The organism is Acidiphilium sp. JA12-A1, assembly GCF_000724705.2.
Lineage (GTDB): Bacteria > Pseudomonadota > Alphaproteobacteria > Acetobacterales > Acetobacteraceae > Acidiphilium > Acidiphilium multivorum.
The window spans coordinates 1-17,054 of the sequence record NZ_JFHO01000086.1 but is presented as its reverse complement, the minus strand read 5'-3'; the positions used below and the strand labels follow the sequence as shown (position 1 = coordinate 17,054).

Here is a 17,054-nt window from a genome sequence, read left to right as displayed (position 1 = left end):
CGCCGCCGCCCTCGCCCGTACCCAGCCGCGCGATGGCGTGCAGGTGCTCGGCCCGGCGCCGGCCCCCTTCGCCATGCTGCGCGGCCGGCATCGCCGCCGCCTGCTGCTGCGCGCGCCGCGCGGGATCGCGGTGCAGCCCGTGCTGCGCGCCTGGCTCGACCGTGCTCGCGCCGAGGGGCTGCCCCGCGCCGCGCGGATCGATATCGACATCGATCCGATCTCATTCCTGTGAGCGCATGCGTTGCGCGGCCGGGGGGCGTATGCTACTGGCGCGCATCGCTTGAAAAAGCGCACGGGAAGGCATGTCCGCACTCTGGCCGACAGGGCGCGGCGGGCCGGTCCGGGGTTGAAACGCAAGAACTGAGATCGAAAGCAGGGTCATACTGGTGTCGTCCGCCGTTTCCGCATCGCCGCAAGCCGCCTCCCCGCAGCAGGACCGGACATCCGGCCTGTCGGCCCGCTATGCGCGGGCGCTTTATGAACTCGCCGACGAACGCAAGCAGCTCGATGAAGTGGTCTCCGAAATGGCGGCACTGGGCCGGCTGTTCGCGGAAGACCCGTCGCTGCGCCGCCTGATCGCCAGCCGTTCGATCGACGCGCGCGAGGCCGGGCGCGCCATGGAACAGGTGCTCGCCAGCCAGGGCGTGTCCGATCTCGTCCGCAATTTCATCGGCACCGCCATCGCCAACCGCCGCCTGGCCGACCTGCCGTCGCTGGTCGCGGGATTTGCCGTCTATGTCGCGGAGAAGCGCGGCGTGGTCGCGGCCGACATCGCCTCGGCGCACCCGCTCACCGACACCCAGCGCGCCCAGCTCACCGCCCGCCTCGCCGAGGCCGGCTACGGGCGCGTCACCATCCGCGAAACGGTCGACCCGTCGCTGCTCGGCGGGCTGACCGTGCGGATCGGATCGAAGCTTTACGACACCAGTTTGAAATCGCGCCTGCAACGCCTGCGCCATGTGATGAAGGGAGCCGCCTGATATGGAGATCCGCCCCGCCGAAATCTCCGAGATTCTGAAGAAGCAGATCGCGAGCTTCGACACCGAGACGGACGTCGCCGAAACCGGCCAGGTCCTGTCGGTCGGTGACGGCATCGCACGCGTGTTCGGCCTCGCAAACGTGATGGCCGGCGAGATGGTCGAGTTTCCGAATGCCGGCGTTCAGGGCATGGCGCTGAACCTCGAGAACGACAATGTCGGCGTCGTCGTCTTCGGCGACGACAAGGCGATCCGCGAGGGCGACACCGTCACCCGCACCCGCCGCATCGTCGACGTGCCGGTCGGCAAGGGCCTGCTCGGCCGCGTGGTCGACGCGCTCGGCAACCCGATCGACGGCAAGGGCCCGATCGAGGCGACCGAGCGCCGCCTGGTCGAGACCAAGGCGCCCGGCATCATCCCGCGCAAGTCGGTGCACGAGCCGATGCAGACCGGCGTGAAGTCGATCGACGCGCTGATCCCGATCGGCCGCGGCCAGCGCGAGCTGGTCATCGGCGACCGTCAGACCGGCAAGACCGCGATCATCGTCGACACCTTCATCAACCAGAAGCCGCTGAACGCGCAGGACGACGAGAGCAAGAAGCTCTACTGCATCTACGTCGCGGTCGGGCAGAAGCGCTCCACCGTCGCCCAGCTCGTGCGCACGCTCGAGGAAAACGGCGCGATGGAATACTCCATCGTCATCGCCGCCACCGCCTCCGAGCCGGCGCCGATGCAGTTCCTCGCCCCCTACACGGGCTGCGCGATGGGCGAGTATTTCCGCGACAACGGGATGCACGCGCTGATCGTCTATGACGATCTCTCGAAGCAGGCCGTCGCCTATCGCCAGATGTCGCTGCTGCTGCGCCGCCCGCCGGGACGCGAGGCCTATCCGGGCGACGTGTTCTACCTGCACTCGCGCCTGCTCGAGCGCGCCGCGAAGATGTCCGACGAGTTCGGCGCCGGCTCGCTGACCGCGCTGCCGGTCATCGAGACCCAGGCGGGCGACATCTCGGCCTATATCCCGACCAACGTGATCTCGATCACCGACGGGCAGATCTTCCTCGAGACCGAACTGTTCTTCAAGGGCATCCGCCCGGCGGTGAACGTCGGCAACTCGGTCTCGCGCGTCGGCTCGGCCGCGCAGATCAAGGCGATGAAGCAGGTCGCCGGCAAGATCAAGCTCGACCTCGCGCAGTATCGCGAGATGGCGGCCTTCGCGCAGTTCGCCTCGGATCTCGATGCCTCGACCCAGAAGCTGCTCGCCCGCGGCGCGCGCCTGACCGAGCTGCTCAAGCAGCCGCAGTTCAAGCCGCTGCCGGTGGAGGAGCAGGTGGTGTCGATCTTCGTCGGCACCCGCGGCTATCTCGACGAGGTGCCGGTCAACCGCATCGGCGATTTCGAGGCCCAGCTGATCTCCGAGATGAAGGCGCGTTCGCCGGAAATCCTCGACTCGATCCGCAACGACCGCGAAATCAAGAAGGAGACCGAGACGAAGCTCGTCGACTTCGTCAAGTCCTTCGCCTCCAGCTTCGCGTAAGCGGCGGTCGGCACAGATGGCCAGCCTGAAAGCCCTCCGGAACCGGATCGCCAGCGTCAAGTCGACGCAGAAGATCACCAAGGCGATGAAAATGGTCGCCGCCGCCAAGCTGCGCCGCGCCCAGGCGCAGGCCGAGGCGGCGCGCCCCTACGCCACGCGGATGGCGGCGATGATGGGCGCCCTCGCCGAGGGGGCTGCGGAAAACCCGAACGCCCCGGCGCTGCTCGTCGGTAACGGGGCGGACCGCACGCATCTCATCGTCGTCGTGAGCGCCGATCGCGGCCTCGCCGGACCGTTCAACGCCTCGATCAACCGCGCCGCCCGGGCGCGGGCGCGCAAGCTGGAGGCCGAGGGCAAGCAGGTCCGGCTGTTCACGGTCGGCCGCAAGGGGCGCGACTTCTTCCGCCGCGACATGCGCGAGAAGATCATCGGCGAGGCGAATTTCGTCGGCAAGAAGACGATCGAGTTCGCCGACGCGGAAGCGATCGCCAACCAGATCATCGCCGCGTTCAACGACGGCAAGTTCGACGTCTGCACGCTGATGTTCAACCGCTTCGTCTCGGTGATGTCGCAGGTGCCGAGCGAAACGCCGCTGATCCCGGCGAGCGCCGGCCAGGCCGCGAACGACAATGCCGGTTCGGACCAGCCCGCCGGCGACTACGAGATCGAGCCGGATGACGGCACGCTGCTCGACCGTCTGCTGCCGCGCAACCTCGCGGTGCAGATTTACAGCGCGCTGCTCGAATCCGCCGCCGGCGAACAGGGCGCGCGCATGACCGCGATGGACAACGCGACGCGCAATGCGGGCGAGATGATCAACCGTCTCACGCTGAACTACAACCGCACCCGTCAGGCGAACATCACCAAGGAACTGATCGAGATCATTTCCGGCGCGGAAGCGCTCTGAGGCTTAGGGAATTACGCACATGGCAAAGAACGTTACCGGCCGCATCACGCAGATCATGGGCCCCGTGGTCGACGTGCAGTTCGAGGGCGAGCTGCCCTACATCCTCAACGCGCTGGAAACCAGGGTGGGCGACCGCCGGCTGGTGCTTGAAGTCGCGCAGGAAATCGGCGAGCGCACCGTCCGCTGCATCGCGATGGACAGCACCGACGGTCTCGCCCGCGGCGACGAGGTGCGCGACACCGGCGAGGCGATCGCCGTTCCCGTCGGCCCGGAGACCCTTGGCCGCATCCTCAACGTGATCGGCGAGCCGATCGACGAGCGCGGGCCGATCCCGACCACCCGCACCGCGCCGATCCACCGCCAGGCGCCGAGCTTCGACGAGCAGGCCACCTCGGCCGAGATCCTCGTCACCGGCATCAAGGTCGTCGACCTGCTCGCCCCCTACCTGAAGGGCGGCAAGATCGGCCTGTTCGGCGGCGCCGGCGTGGGCAAGACCGTGCTCATCCAGGAACTGATCAACAACATCGCCAAGGGCCACGGCGGCGTCTCGGTCTTCGCCGGGGTCGGCGAGCGCACCCGCGAGGGCAACGACCTCTACCACGAAATGATCGACGCCGGCGTCATCAAGCTCGGCGAGGGCACCACCGAAGGCTCCAAGGTGGCGCTGGTCTATGGCCAGATGAACGAGCCGCCGGGTGCGCGCATGCGCGTCGGCCTCTCCGGCCTGACCATGGCGGAATATTTCCGCGACGAGGAAGGCCAGGACGTGCTGTTCTTCGTCGACAACATCTTCCGCTTCACCCAGGCGGGCGCCGAGGTCTCGGCGCTGCTCGGCCGCATCCCCTCCGCGGTGGGCTACCAGCCGACGCTCGCGACCGACATGGGCGCGCTGCAGGAGCGCATCACCTCGACCAAGAAGGGCTCGATCACCTCGGTCCAGGCCATCTACGTCCCGGCCGACGACCTGACCGACCCGGCGCCGGCCACCTCCTTCTCGCATCTCGACGCGACGACGACGCTGAACCGCGCCATCGCGGAAAAGGGCATCTATCCGGCGGTCGACCCGCTGGACAGCACCTCCCGCGCGCTCGACCCGCGCATCGTCGGCGAGGAGCACTACAACGTCGCCCGCGAGGTGCAGCGCATCCTGCAGAGCTACAAGTCGCTGCAGGACATCATCGCGATCCTGGGCATGGACGAGCTGTCGGAAGACGACAAGCTCACCGTCGCCCGCGCCCGCAAGATCGAGCGCTTCCTCTCGCAGCCCTTCCATGTCGCCGAGGTGTTCACCGGCTCGCCGGGCATCTTCGTGCCGGTGGAAGACACGGTGCGCAGCTTCAAGGCGATCTGCGCCGGCGAATACGACCACCTGCCGGAAGCCGCCTTCTACATGGTCGGCACCATCGAGGACGCGGTGAAGAAGGCCGAGTCCCTGAACGCGACGGCCTGATCCCATGACCGTCGCGCTCGAAATCATCAGCCCGGAGCGGCTCCTGCTCGCCCGGCCGGTCAGCATGGTGGTGATCCCCGGCACCGAGGGCGACCTCGGTGTCCTGCCGGGCCATTCGAAGATGATCACCTCGCTGCGCGGCGGCCTGATCGACCTTTACGAGGACGAGAAGCTGGTCGACCGTTTCTTCGTCTCCGGCGGCTTCGCCCAGATCACTGAAGAGCGCTGCACCGTGCTCGCCGATGCGATCACCAAGCTCGGCGAAATCGATCCGCTCAAGGCGGCCGACGAACTCGCCGCCGCCGAAGCGGCCTGGCGCGAAACCGATGACGCGGACGAGATCGCCTGGCGCGATGCGTCCGACCGTCTGATCACCGCGCAGGCGCGGGTCGACGCCCTCGCCACGCACGGAAACTGAGTCCGCGCCGCTCCTCGGTTCCAACCCCTGCGGCAATCCGGTATCATCCGGCGTCGATTGCCGCAGGAGTTCCGAGATGTCCGCCACGTCCCCCCTTTCGCACGATCGCCCCAACCGCTCCTGGCTTGAACGCCTCTGGTCGTCGATCGCCGAGCACGGGCGCGTCTTCGTCAATCTGCCGAATGACGATCTTCCCTCGCGCGAGCGGGCGGAGCTTCTGGCCGATGCCCTGCTGGGCGGGCGTGGCGAAGCCTCCGGCGCGGCCCTCGCCGCTGCCCTGCTCGGCACGCTGCGCGGCCTCGCGCCGCATGAGCGGATCACGTTCTGCGAATTCCTCGCCACCGGCTTCGAGCCGGACGCGGACCGCCTCCAGGACGCCGCCCGCGCCTATCTGGCATCGCCCGACGCGGCGACCGCCGCCGCCCTCGCCACAGCCGCCGAGCCGCCCCGCCAGGAACTCCTGCGCCGGATGAACATGGCGCCCGGCGGCACCGGCGCGCTGATCGACATGCGCCGGGAGGTGCTGGCCGAACTGCCGAAACGCCCGAGCCTTGCTCCGCTCGATTCCGACCTTCGGCACCTCTTCGCATCCTGGTTCAACCGCGGCTTCCTGGAGCTCCGCCGGATCGACTGGCGCACCCCGGCCTTCATTCTCGAAAAGCTCATCGCCTACGAGGCGGTGCACGAAATCCAGGGCTGGGACGACCTGCGCCGCCGCCTCGCCCCCGATCGCCGCTGCTTCGCCTTCTTCCATCCCGCCCTGCCGGACGAGCCGCTGATCTTCGTCGAGGTCGCGCTGGTCAAGGGGCTGGCCGAGGCGATCGGCCCGCTGCTGGCCCCGGCCGCCGACGATGATGCCGCCGAGCATGCCCAGCAGGATGCCGCAGCACGGGCAAATACGGCGATCTTCTATTCGATATCGAACTGCCAGGAGGGCCTGCGCGGCATCTCCTTCGGCAATTTCCTGATCAAGCAGGTCGTTGCCGAACTCCAGTCCGAACTGGCAAACCTGCGGAAATTCTCGACCCTGTCCCCCGTTCCCGGCCTGCGCCGCGCCATCCGCGCGGTGCTGGACTCGCCCTCCGCCCCGCTGCTTGCCGCCGAGGAGCGCGAGGCGATCGGCCGCGCGCTCGGCACCGCCCCGGCGGCCGATACCTCCGCCGAAGGCGACGCCAATCTGCTCAAATCGATTCTCGAGGACCGCCCATGGTGGACCGAAGCGCCGCTCGCCGCAGCGTTGCGCGGCCCCCTGCTGCGCCTCGCCGCGCTCTATCTGACCGGCGCCTGGCGCGCGAACGGCGTTCCGGCCGCGGCCCGGCCCGACCCGGTGGCCCGCTTCCATCTCGGCAATGGCGCGCGTCTCGAACGGATCAACTGGCTCGGCAACACGAGTCCGCGTGGCATCGCCGAGTCGTTCGGCGTGATGGTGAACTATCTCTACGATCCCGATGCGATCGAGGCGCGGCACGAAGCCTATCTGCGCGACGGAACGGTGGCGCGCGCCGCCGCGGTCGACCAGCTGATGGCGCCGCCGGGCCAGTCCTGGCTGGCCCGGCGCACGCGCGGGCTCATCACCACCGAAAGCTGATTTGGCGAATCGTTCCCATGCGTCCATAAAAAAATAACTGGACAGAAAGCTCTGCCGGAATCTCCGATTCCGGCACGCGGGAGGAACGGAATGAACGATTTCGGCACGGCCGCGCCTGGTGGCGCGCGCGCGAGAACCAGCCTCAACCGGCAGCAGATCGCCGGGTTCTGGGGCGCCTGGTTCGGTTGGATGCTCGACGGGATGGACAGCGTGATCTACGCGCTGGTTCTCGCCCCGGCGCTCACCGAGCTGCTGCCCCGCTCCGGCATCAAGCCCACCCCGGCAAATATCGGCGAGATCGGCTCCATCCTGTTCGCCGTCTTTCTGGTCGGCTGGGGCTTTTCGTTCCTCTGGGGCCCGATCGCCGACCGGTTCGGCCGCCGCAACGCGCTCGCCGCCACCATCATGCTCTACGCGGTTTTCACCGGGGCAGCGGCATTGTCGCAAAACATCTGGGAACTCGGCCTGTTCCGCCTGATCGCCGGCATCGGCATCGGCGGCGAATGGGCGATGGCCGGCACCTATGTCGCCGAGGCGTGGCCGGAGGACCGGCGCAAGATGGGCGCCGGACTGCTGCAGACCGGCTATTATTTCGGCTTCTTCGCCGCCGCCGCGCTCAATTTCACCGTGGGCGCAAGCCTGGGCTGGCGGGCGATGTTCCTCTGCGGCATGGTCCCCGTCATCATCTCGATCCTGATCCTGCTCGGCGTGAAGGAGACGGGGAAATGGGAACGCCACCACGCCGGCCGCGACACCCATCCCCTCGTCGCCATCTTCGCGCCCGCCTACCGGCGCCAGACCATCGTGATGTCGGTGCTGCTCACGGTCGCCATCATCGGGCTCTGGGCCGGCGCGGTCTATGAACCGAGCGCGATCATAATCCTCGCGAAGGCCGCCGGCATGCCGATCAAGGCGGCGATCCACATGGCCTCCTTCGGCACCGGCATCCTTTCCATCGGCACCATCCTCGGCTGCATCGCCCTGCCGATCATGGCCGAGCGCTGGGGACGGCGGCCGACGCTCTCGATCTATTTCGCGGTGATGTTCATCACCATCATCCTCGCCTTCGGCTGGGCGTTCTACCTGCCCGCCGGCCATGCCCTGCCGGCCTTCCTGACCGTCCTGTTCTTCCTCGGTTTCGGCGGCGGCAACTTCGCGATGTTCAGCCTCTGGCTGCCGGAACTCTATCCGACCGAAATCCGCGCCACCGCCTTCGCCTTCTGCACCTCGATCGGCCGCTTCGCCGGCGCCGTGGTCAACTTCATCCTCGCGGGGGCGGTGAAGGGCATGGGAACGCTGGGCACGCCGGTCGCGATCACCGCCGTCGCCTTCGCGATCGGGCTGCTGATCGTCCCCTTCGGCCGCGAAACGCGCGGCCAGACCCTGCCCGACTGAACGGCTCCGCAGGGCGCGGGAGACCGGCGCAAGCCGCATCCCGGCCCTGCCCTATCCGCAGGATACTAGGCGCGGCGAAGCAAAATCGCATATACGGGGGCAATGTTCGATACGATTTCCTTCGATTTCGATGCCCTCGACCAGGCGATCAGCCGCGCCCACGCGCGGCTTTCGGCGGAACAGCGCGCGGACGGCCATTACGTCTACGAACTCGAGGCCGACGCGACGATCCCCGCCGAATACGTCCTGCTCGAACATTTCCTCGACCGGATCGACCCCGAGCTTGAAGCGCGCATCGGCGTGTTCCTGCGCGGCATCCAGGGCAATTCGCCGCAGAATCCCGGCGGCTGGCCGCTCTTCCATGACGGGGCGATGGACATTTCGGCCAGCGTGAAGGCCTATTTCGCGCTGAAGGCGATCGGCGACGACCCGGACGCCCCGCACATGCGCCGCGCCCGCGAAGCCATCCTCGCCCGCGGCGGGGCGGCGCGCACCAATGTGTTCACCCGCATCCAGCTCGCGCTGTTCGGCGCCGTCCCCTGGCGGGCCTGCCCGGTCATGCCGGTCGAGATCATGCTGCTGCCGGACTGGTTCCCGATCACCATCTGGAAGATCAGCTACTGGTCGCGCACCGTCATAGCACCTCTGCTGGTGCTGCTGACCGAGCGCCCCATCGCGCGCAACCCGCGCAACGTGCGGATCGACGAGCTGTTCGTCACCCCGCCCGATCAGGTGACCGACTATATCCGCGGCCCCTACCGCTCGAACTGGGGCTACCTGTTCAAGGCGATCGATTCGGCGCTGCGCCCGCTCGAGCGGCATTTCCCCGCCCGCAGCCGCAAGCGCGCGATCCAGGCGGCGATCGACTTCATCACCCCGCGCCTGAACGGCGAGGACGGGCTGGGCGCCATCTACCCGGCCATGGCCAACACGGTGATGATGTATCACACGCTCGGCTACAGCCCCGACCACCCGGATTACGCGACGGCCTGGGCCTCGGTCCGCAAGCTGGTGACCGATGCCTCCTACCGTTTCGAGGGGGCGAGCTATGTGCAGCCCTGCCTCTCCCCGGTCTGGGACACCTCGCTGGCCGCCCACGCCCTCGCCGAGGCCGGCAGCCCCGGCGATGCCCAACTCGCCGCCGCCTGCGACTGGCTGATCCCCCGCCAGATCCTCGACGTGAAGGGCGACTGGGCCTATCGCAAGCCCGACGCCCCGCCCGGCGGCTGGGCCTTCCAGTACAACAACGCGCACTACCCCGACGTGGACGATACCGCCGTGGTCGGCATGATCCTCGACCGCAACGGCGATCCCGCCCATCGCGAGGCGGTGGAACGCGCCCGGCAATGGATCCTCGGCATGCAGAGCCGCTCCGGCGGCTGGGGCGCCTTCGATTCGGACAACGAGTTCCACTACCTCAACCACATCCCCTTCGCCGATCACGGCGCCCTGCTCGACCCGCCGACGGCGGACGTCACCGCGCGCTGCATCTCCTTCCTCGCCCAGCTCGGCCACGCGGAAGATCGCCCGGCGATCGAGCGCGGCGTCGCCTATCTGCGCCGCGAGCAGGAACAGGACGGCTCCTGGTTCGGCCGCTGGGGCACGAACTACATCTACGGCACCTGGTCTTCGCTCTGCGCGCTGAACGCCGCCGGCGTGGCGCAGGACGATCCGATGATGGTACGCGCCGTCGAATGGCTGCTCGCCCGCCAGCGGCCGGATGGCGGCTGGGGCGAGGATTGCGAGACCTACGCCCACGCGAAGCCCGGCGAGTATCACGAAAGCCTGCCCTCGCAGACCGCCTGGGCGCTGCTCGGCCTGATGGCCGCCGGCCAGGCCGAGCACGAGGCCGTCGCCCGCGGCATCGCCTGGCTGCAATCGGTGCAGGAAGACGACGGCTCGTGGACCGAACAGCCCTATAACGCGGTCGGTTTCCCGCGGGTGTTCTACCTGCGCTACCACGGCTATCCACGGTTCTTCCCGCTGCTGGCGATGGCGCGCTACCGCAACCTCGCCCGCGGCAACAGCCGGCAGGTGCAGTTCGGATTCTGACCTGCCCGCCGGGCGCTTGCCCGACGCGCCCGCGCCGTGGCAGGAACGGTTCGCCACGCGGATGTGGCGGAATGGTAGACGTAGCAGACTTAAAATCTGTTGTCCGACAGGACGTGGGGGTTCAAGTCCCCCCATCCGCACCAAAAATAGATAAGAAAAACAATAACTTATATGATTGTCCCAAAATCTTTTGACTTCGTGACTTATTTTATGGGACAATCTCGGGACACTGAGGCTTTTCCGGGACAGCGACTATGGCGACGATCACGAACAGAGACGGCCGATGGCAGGCTAAAATCCGTAGGCAGGGCTATCCGCCGAAGAGCAAGACGTTCATGCGGCAAGCCGACGCAGAAGCTTGGGCGCGCAAAGTCGAAAGAGAGATGGATACAGGGACATGGCGGGACAGCAGCGAAGCCGACCGGACGACCCTCGGGGAAGGGCTATCACGCTGGCGTGATGAGGTGCTGCCCGATCTAGCCCCAAGCAGCCAGATCACAGACGGCAACAGAATCAAGATGCTCATGCGCTATTCGATAGCGAGAATATCGCTGTCACGGCTCCGCTCTGCTGACCTCGCCGATTTTATAAAAGAGCGGCGAGCCGAAGGAGTATCAGGAAACACCATCCGCCTTGACCTTGCTCAGATCAGCCGCGTCTTCAGCACCGCGAAGGATTCCTGGGGGATGGAAGGACTACAAAACCCGGTGCAATCACTAGGTCGAAGCAAGCCGCGAGTATCGAAAGGAAGAGAACGGCGGCTTGAGCCGGGTGAGGAAGATAAACTAATGGCGGTGGCGGGGCCTTTCGGACCAATCATCCAGTTTGCTCTGGCGACCGCCGCCCGGCGCGGTGAGATTGCCGACTTGAGGTGGGAAAATGTAAATCTGGCACGCAGAACGATGCTGCTTGTAGACACAAAAAACGGCACGAACAGAACTGCACCTCTATCAACGGCAGCTATGGCTGTCTTAGAAAATCTTCCACGGCGTATAGATGGCAATGTCTTTGCGATGACAGAGATGCAGATCACAAAGACCATGAGACGGATCACAAAAAAGGCAGGCATCGAAGGTCTGACTTTTCATGATCTTCGGCATGAAGCTACTAGCAGACTTTTCGAACGGACAACGCTCCCCGAAAAAAAAATCGCTCAGATCACTGGTCATAAGACGGCGCAGATGCTCTGGCGATATGCACATCTGCGGGCTGATGATCTTGTCGAAGCTGTTGGATAACCGATAATTTCGGGTTCGGAGAGATTATAACTATGGCCGAAATAATGGCCGCATCAGTGACTGATAGTCGGGTATCGACATGCACCGAGGTTGCCGGAGACGTAACGGGTCGGCAAGATCAAGACAACGCTGATAACTAGGCGATTGTTTTAACCATCTTACTCTCCCTTTTCACACTCTTTTCACCAAGCACATTCCTGAGCGTACCAGCGCTGATCGAGATGCCCAAAGCTTTCATTTCAGCGACGATTTCCTTGCGCGACCATCCGGCAGCCACATAGCGTCGAAGCTGATCGGCATACGGTGCGAGCAATGCCTTGCGCCCCCGTCGCTTTGGCTGCGCATTTTTCAGCTTTTCATCCAACAAAGACATTGCCGCGCTGATATCATATTCCGTCATTTCAGTCATGGTAATCGCTCCATTTCTAAGGTCTTTTTATTATATAATGAGCGCGCAGTGGATCGTGCAAGGCAATCATAAAATCCGGTCAAACCATTTTTCTTTGTCTGCCCTCAATGCCGGGCGGCCACGTTATCAGTTGTTTTACCCCTATTTTTCTATTTTTTTTCTCACGCATGACGCACCTACCGTGATTTTGGCTGACCGCCATGCGATTGTTTACTATATAATGACTGTCCGCCACCTATGATTGTTGTCCGCCATGATAAGCTACCGCCACATTTCGTCCGTCACTTACTACCTAGACTCGTCGAGGTCGCCGGATCGCCAGATGGGCTATTACGCCGAGGCGGCCAGCGAGCCACCGGGTCGGTGGTGGTCCCCGGCAGGCTGGCAGGCTGTTGACGGTGCCGTAGTCGACCCTCTCGCTTTGGAAAGGCTGGCATCATATCGAGACACCGCGACTGGCCGAACCCTGCCGGGGCAGCGCGCCAGTGATGCGCGGGTCGCCACAGACTATTCTTTCAGCACGCCGAAGGCGCTCAGCGCGCTCTGGGCGGTCAGCGATGATGAAGGCAGAGCGAAGCTAGAAAAGCTTGTCGAAAGCAGTGTCAGACACGCTTTAGAGATCATCAACGACAGCGGGATGATCGAAGCGCGGAGGGGGAAAGGCGGTAAGCAGCGCGAAGCAGTTGCAGCGCCGGTTGCAGCTATTTTCATGCATCACACTACGCGTGAAGGCGACCCGCAGCTTCATGCTCATGTCGTGATGATGAACGCAGCACAGCGCGCCGATGGCACGGTTGGTGCGGTGAATAATGAGCGCTTGCTTGAAGCCAGAAAGTTGCTTGACGCTATATACACGCGCGACCTCGCGCACAGTCTTGAACAGCTTGGAGTGCAAGTCGAACCGTCACCTGAACATGGTTTCAAAATCGTCGGCCAACCTGATGATTTGATCGAGATATGGTCAAAGCGCAGACAGCAGATTGTTGCAGCAGCAGCAGAAAGAGGGATCGAGACGAAAGATGATGCCAAGCAGGCTCAGGCGATCGCTTTGCAGACACGCCAAAAGAAGTCTGACGTGCAGACACTTGATCAGCTTGAAGAGCGTTGGAAATCAGAGAGATGGGGCCGCGACCGCGATATGCTGATGGCTATGATCGATGGCAGCGTAACCGGGAAAGGCTATGACCCGTCATGGGCTGATCTCGATAAACCTGCCGTCGAAAGGACGGCGGATGAGGAAATCGCTGGCCAGATAAAAGCCATGACAAGTGCGCTGAAAGAAATGGCTGAATCAAAATCATGGTGGCGGCGTGATCAACTTGCGGAATTGGTCATCCGGCATGGCACTGGCATCACAAGCGGCGGCGGTGAAGCTAAGATGATCGACCTGCTGATTGAGCGTGGCGATCTGATCCAGATTGAGCGCGATGGCAAAAAACTGATGACATCGAGAGAGATCATCGAAGCTGAAAAGGCAATCGTTGGAATCACAAGAGAGCGCAGCGTCGAGAGAGATTTCTTTAGTGCCAGAGCCATCGCGGCGGCTATGGCTGATGACAGGCTTTCAGATGAACAACGCGGCGCTCTGGCTGATATGATTTCCGGGGGCGGTATCGTGGCAACGCAGGGCGGTGCTGGTGTCGGTAAAACCACAGCTTCAGCAGGCATAAAAAGAGCGTGTGAAGCTGATAATAAGCGTTTAATATTAGCGTCGCCCGAATGGCGTGCCGCTGGGGTTTTATCAAAAGAACTAGAATCAAGCGAAAAATATAGCGTCGATAAAATAATATCCGGATTAAAGTCCGGGAAAATATCGGTCGATAAAAACAGTGTTATTCTTATCGACGAAGCTGGAAAAATGCATCGTGATCAGGCTGCCGAACTTTTTAATTTAACACGGCAGACTGGGGCAAAAATAATACTTGTAGGTGACACACGGCAAATGTCAGCCGTGCGCGCTGGTGATCCTCTTGATCTGGTCGCAAAGGCCAACCCCGCATCAGAAATCAGGACGATCAGACGGCAGAGGGTCGACTGGATGAGAGATGCGTCAATGGCCGCGCAGGCGGGCGACATGGATAAAATGCTGAACGCATATAGGAGTCATGGAAAAATAAAAATCGATGATACCAAAATAAACGCCGTGGCTGAAATCGCGATGGCATATAAAGATGCAAATGGTGATGCGGTCGCACTGGCAGCGACGAATAAAGATGTCACTTGGATCAACGCGGTATTGCGTGAAACAGCGCGGGACATGGGCCTTGTGACCGGGCCAGATGTTTTTATTACGGCTATACCTCGCGGAAAGGGTGCAAAGCTGGTAAAATTGGCGCTGGCAACGGGAGATAGACTTATCTGCGGTAGCGCTTTGGAAATAGATGGTCAGCGGGTCGAGAACGGCACCATTTTTGAAAAAGTCGTTGTTTCAGGCCAAAAAATCACGCTGACCACGGACGAAGGCCGAGTTTACAGAACGACAATAGCTGACCTGGCGAAATCAGGGCCAAAAAGATCGGCACCGGCTATTCAGCACGCTTTCTGCCTCACAGACATGTCCAGCCAAGGCAGCACATGGAGCCGAACGCTTTGGATGCCTACCGCAGAATCAGCGCGTGCAGCTTATGTCGCTTCGACCCGGCATCGCGATGATTTACAGATTTTCGTGGCTCGTGAAGCCATACGCGATTTTGCCGATGGCGAGTTGGGCGTCGGCAGGCGTGACGGGCTGATCGAGCATGAAAAAGAAGATAAACGCAGTGACGACGACATCATCACACAGCTAGGCCGAAGCCTGAGCCGACAAGACGAACCACGGAACGCTCTCGACGTGATAGGGCAAAAATTAGATGAAATTCAGCCGCCTGTGAAAGAGGCTACCATCTCAAAGCAACAGGCGGGGGGGCAGCAGCAAGCAGTAGGTCGACCAAGTCATGTTGCGTCACGGTTTATCGATCAGGCACGCCAGCCGGATGTGGCGACGAGGCAGCAAAAAGAGGCTCTTGGGGCAGATGCGACAGGGCTTCCCGTGCAGACACAGCAGCCGGGGGCGGTGTCACAGCCGGTAATCGGTCGGCCACGTATAAAAATAAAAAAGGAAAGGAATTTTGGCAGAGAAATAGATATGGGGCCATCGCTTTGAGAAAATAAAATCGATAAAAAATAATAGGATAAAATTAAATAAGCCTGATAAATTTTATCCGGTTTATTTTATCATATATATTTTTATCTCCGCCGATTTTTATTTTTAGCAGGAGATATTTTTTTTATTATTTTTATCATATGGAGAATCTAAATGTATGATAAAGTCAAAAAACAGATTCCATTTTTCATCAGTCCATTGGCTTTCATCCCCTTCAAACTCCTCGGCCCCCGCTGGCTTTTCAGCCTCGACCGGCTTTTCGACCCGCTCCGGCTCCGGGCTGACCGCTAGATGGCTGTCACGCCCCGCCTGTTGCTTTGTCTGGTCGACATTCTCAAAGCTTGCTTCCCCCTCCCTATATATATCCCTATAGGGAGGGGGAAGCAGACTCGGCGGGGGGTCGGACTGCGCCGGTTTTTCGACCGCGACCGGCTCTGGGCTGACCGCTAGATGGCTGTCACGCCCCGCCTGTTGCTTTGTCTGATCAGACTCAGACTCAGGGGTGTTCACCCTCCCTATATAAGACTCTCTTAGGGAGGGTGAACAGGCTTCGGCGGGCGGCTCGGGATCAGGCGGGGCGGGCCGGTGATCATCGAGATCAGTGACACCGTGAACACCCTCCCAATATGCACGAAGCCGCTCATGAATCAGGCGGGCCGACATAACTTTCATGCCTAACCGGCGCATTTCTGCTTCGATTAGAGGGCGGCTTGGCTTCCTGCCACTTTGCAGTATGATGAGAAGCACTTTTTCGAACCGTTTATCGGCTTCGGCCTTCGCTTTTTCGTTGTGACCTTCTACGGTCCAAGAGCGTGGGTTGTCATGGTAAGAAATCTCATCGATCCCGAAATCTGACAAATCGACCGGCAGCCCGCCCCAGATTTCGACCGTTAATGGTTCACCGCTATGTCTGACCGCCCTTGTGCGCCCAATGGCCTGCACAATCGTCTCTCTATAGCGAGCCAGCACCCAAGCCCTGATATGCTGATCGGCTGGTAGCGGAGCATGACACTTCACATCAAAGCCCGCCCCCTCATCGAGCCACACGTCTTTTTCGCTTGCGTCATCCCCGGTCGGCCAGTGCGGCCACATCTCAACATCAGCGCCAGCACGGATCGCCGTCAGCCGTGCGGTCGAATATTCAGTGCGCCAGCCAGCCGGCGATAATATCGGCCCACCGACAATAGCAAGGTGACGCCCGGTCCAGCGGTCATGCGCTCTATCTTCAAGTCCGAAATGTCCGATTTCGGCATGACATTCCGTCAGCTTATCAGACAATTTTTCGTTTTGCTCAATATCCTCACGCCATGGCTTGTGCGTGATGATCGCCCTCGGAGCACGATTTTCTTTTAGTATATCGTCAACAATTCTATTTGCGTATCTGCTCAACCCGGTAGGGGGGCGATGGGCAGTGATGCTCCGGTGACGGCGTTTTTGATAGCGGTGTAGGCATCAAGGCCGTGCCGCGCGGCGGTCCCGACGACGGATCGGACGTTGGCGAAGAAATCGGCGCCCCAGTTGGATCGGAACCCTCCGGTGACCTTGCGATATGTCGCGGTAGGCCGGAGTTCGCGCTCGGAGCCGTTGTTGTCCGCGGCGATATCCGGGTGGTCGAGGAAGGTGAAGAGATGATCACGAACCTTGCCGTATCGTCGGCGCAATCGTCTGCCGTGGTGGTTGATCGGGGCGAGCGCCATGACGGCGTCGAGATCATGGTCGAGGCGCCGCCGCCAGGCGCGTCTTGTAGCGTCCGCGAGCGTGCGATGGCGCCGCGCCAGCACGACGGCGCGGAGCAGCAGGGCCTTCATTCTGGGTGCGAAGATCGTATCACCCGCCTCGATCGCGAATTTGCAGTCCCGGAGTTGGTGGGCGAGGCAAATCTGCCAGTCATCGGCATGACCGCGCTGGGCGCCATAGAGATCGGAGATCCAGATAGCGGGG

Annotated in this window: 13 protein-coding genes, 1 tRNA gene and 1 pseudogene; 12 read left to right on the top strand and 3 right to left on the bottom strand. The window is 62.4% G+C overall.

Translation table 11 applies throughout. The annotated features are described in order from the left end of the window. From RT91_RS15440 to RT91_RS20765, 11 genes and pseudogenes are all read left to right on the top strand, one after another. Nucleotides 1-232 (top strand): annotated as a pseudogene (locus RT91_RS15440) (primosomal protein N'); the annotation flags it as partial. 154 nt (nucleotides 233-386) lie between these two features. Continuing rightward, on the top strand, nucleotides 387-980 hold the full coding sequence (locus RT91_RS15435; RefSeq protein ID WP_007423086.1) for a F0F1 ATP synthase subunit delta: 594 nt from the start codon (nucleotides 387-389) through the stop codon (nucleotides 978-980). A gap of 1 nt (nucleotide 981) precedes the next feature. After that, entirely contained in the window at nucleotides 982-2,514 is a 1,533-nt protein-coding gene (gene atpA, locus RT91_RS15430) for a F0F1 ATP synthase subunit alpha (protein ID WP_007423085.1), read from the top strand. 16 nt (nucleotides 2,515-2,530) lie between these two features. Next, nucleotides 2,531-3,421, top strand: coding sequence for a F0F1 ATP synthase subunit gamma (locus RT91_RS15425; protein ID WP_007423084.1), 891 nt, complete (start codon nucleotides 2,531-2,533; stop codon nucleotides 3,419-3,421). Between the two features lie 19 nt (nucleotides 3,422-3,440). Beyond that, nucleotides 3,441-4,871, top strand: a complete 1,431-nt coding sequence (gene atpD / locus RT91_RS15420; RefSeq protein WP_007423083.1) for a F0F1 ATP synthase subunit beta — start codon at nucleotides 3,441-3,443, stop codon at nucleotides 4,869-4,871. 4 nt (nucleotides 4,872-4,875) lie between these two features. Then, complete coding sequence (atpC, locus tag RT91_RS15415) at nucleotides 4,876-5,289, top strand: ATP synthase F1 subunit epsilon (RefSeq protein WP_011942415.1); 414 nt, start codon at nucleotides 4,876-4,878, stop codon at nucleotides 5,287-5,289. Between the two features lie 76 nt (nucleotides 5,290-5,365). Next, a complete protein-coding gene (locus RT91_RS15410) occupies nucleotides 5,366-6,877 on the top strand; it encodes a malonyl-CoA decarboxylase (protein ID WP_011942416.1) in 1,512 nt (503 codons plus the stop codon). A 90-nt stretch (nucleotides 6,878-6,967) separates the two neighbouring features. Next, nucleotides 6,968-8,272 carry an MFS transporter gene (locus RT91_RS15405; protein WP_011942417.1) on the top strand — a complete coding sequence of 435 codons (1,305 nt, stop codon included), beginning with the start codon at nucleotides 6,968-6,970 and terminating at the stop codon, nucleotides 8,270-8,272. A 102-nt stretch (nucleotides 8,273-8,374) separates the two neighbouring features. Beyond that, on the top strand, nucleotides 8,375-10,324 hold the full coding sequence (shc, locus tag RT91_RS15400) for a squalene--hopene cyclase (protein ID WP_007423079.1): 1,950 nt from the start codon (nucleotides 8,375-8,377) through the stop codon (nucleotides 10,322-10,324). A 57-nt stretch (nucleotides 10,325-10,381) separates the two neighbouring features. Continuing rightward, a tRNA-Leu gene (locus RT91_RS15395) sits at nucleotides 10,382-10,467 on the top strand. A 111-nt stretch (nucleotides 10,468-10,578) separates the two neighbouring features. Then, complete coding sequence (locus RT91_RS20765; protein WP_082468629.1) at nucleotides 10,579-11,562, top strand: site-specific integrase; 984 nt, start codon at nucleotides 10,579-10,581, stop codon at nucleotides 11,560-11,562. Between the two features lie 136 nt (nucleotides 11,563-11,698). On the opposite strand, the gene RT91_RS21575 is transcribed toward RT91_RS20765, so the two are convergent. Beyond that, nucleotides 11,699-11,971 carry a hypothetical protein gene (locus RT91_RS21575; protein ID WP_152982847.1) on the bottom strand — a complete coding sequence of 91 codons (273 nt, stop codon included), beginning with the start codon at nucleotides 11,969-11,971 and terminating at the stop codon, nucleotides 11,699-11,701. Nucleotides 11,972-12,224: 253 nt separating this feature from the next. Between RT91_RS21575 and mobF the strand changes: the two genes are divergently transcribed. Beyond that, on the top strand, nucleotides 12,225-15,113 hold the full coding sequence (gene mobF, locus RT91_RS20760; protein WP_082468628.1) for a MobF family relaxase: 2,889 nt from the start codon (nucleotides 12,225-12,227) through the stop codon (nucleotides 15,111-15,113). A gap of 105 nt (nucleotides 15,114-15,218) precedes the next feature. Here mobF and RT91_RS21570 read toward each other — a convergent pair whose 3' ends face one another. Together RT91_RS21570 and RT91_RS15385 are read right to left on the bottom strand one after the other, a co-directional pair. Then, nucleotides 15,219-16,391, bottom strand: coding sequence for a hypothetical protein (locus RT91_RS21570; RefSeq protein ID WP_152982846.1), 1,173 nt, complete (start codon nucleotides 16,389-16,391; stop codon nucleotides 15,219-15,221). A gap of 107 nt (nucleotides 16,392-16,498) precedes the next feature. Next, nucleotides 16,499-17,054 (bottom strand): transposase (locus tag RT91_RS15385; protein ID WP_035187068.1); only part of this gene is annotated, 556 nt, incomplete at its 5' end.

What these genes read in the sequence shown, in the direction of transcription:
- mobF (WP_082468628.1), top strand. Translation starts at nt 12,225, where the DNA reads ATGATAAGCTACCGCCACATTTCGTCCGTCACTTACTACCTAGACTCG.
- atpD (WP_007423083.1), top strand. Translation starts at nt 3,441, where the DNA reads ATGGCAAAGAACGTTACCGGCCGCATCACGCAGATCATGGGCCCCGTG.
- RT91_RS15425 (WP_007423084.1), top strand. Translation starts at nt 2,531, where the DNA reads ATGGCCAGCCTGAAAGCCCTCCGGAACCGGATCGCCAGCGTCAAGTCG.
- atpC (WP_011942415.1), top strand. Translation starts at nt 4,876, where the DNA reads ATGACCGTCGCGCTCGAAATCATCAGCCCGGAGCGGCTCCTGCTCGCC.
- atpA (WP_007423085.1), top strand. Translation starts at nt 982, where the DNA reads ATGGAGATCCGCCCCGCCGAAATCTCCGAGATTCTGAAGAAGCAGATC.
- RT91_RS21575 (WP_152982847.1), bottom strand. Translation starts at nt 11,971, where the DNA reads ATGACTGAAATGACGGAATATGATATCAGCGCGGCAATGTCTTTGTTG.
- shc (WP_007423079.1), top strand. Translation starts at nt 8,375, where the DNA reads ATGTTCGATACGATTTCCTTCGATTTCGATGCCCTCGACCAGGCGATC.
- RT91_RS15410 (WP_011942416.1), top strand. Translation starts at nt 5,366, where the DNA reads ATGTCCGCCACGTCCCCCCTTTCGCACGATCGCCCCAACCGCTCCTGG.
- RT91_RS15405 (WP_011942417.1), top strand. Translation starts at nt 6,968, where the DNA reads ATGAACGATTTCGGCACGGCCGCGCCTGGTGGCGCGCGCGCGAGAACC.
- RT91_RS20765 (WP_082468629.1), top strand. Translation starts at nt 10,579, where the DNA reads ATGGCGACGATCACGAACAGAGACGGCCGATGGCAGGCTAAAATCCGT.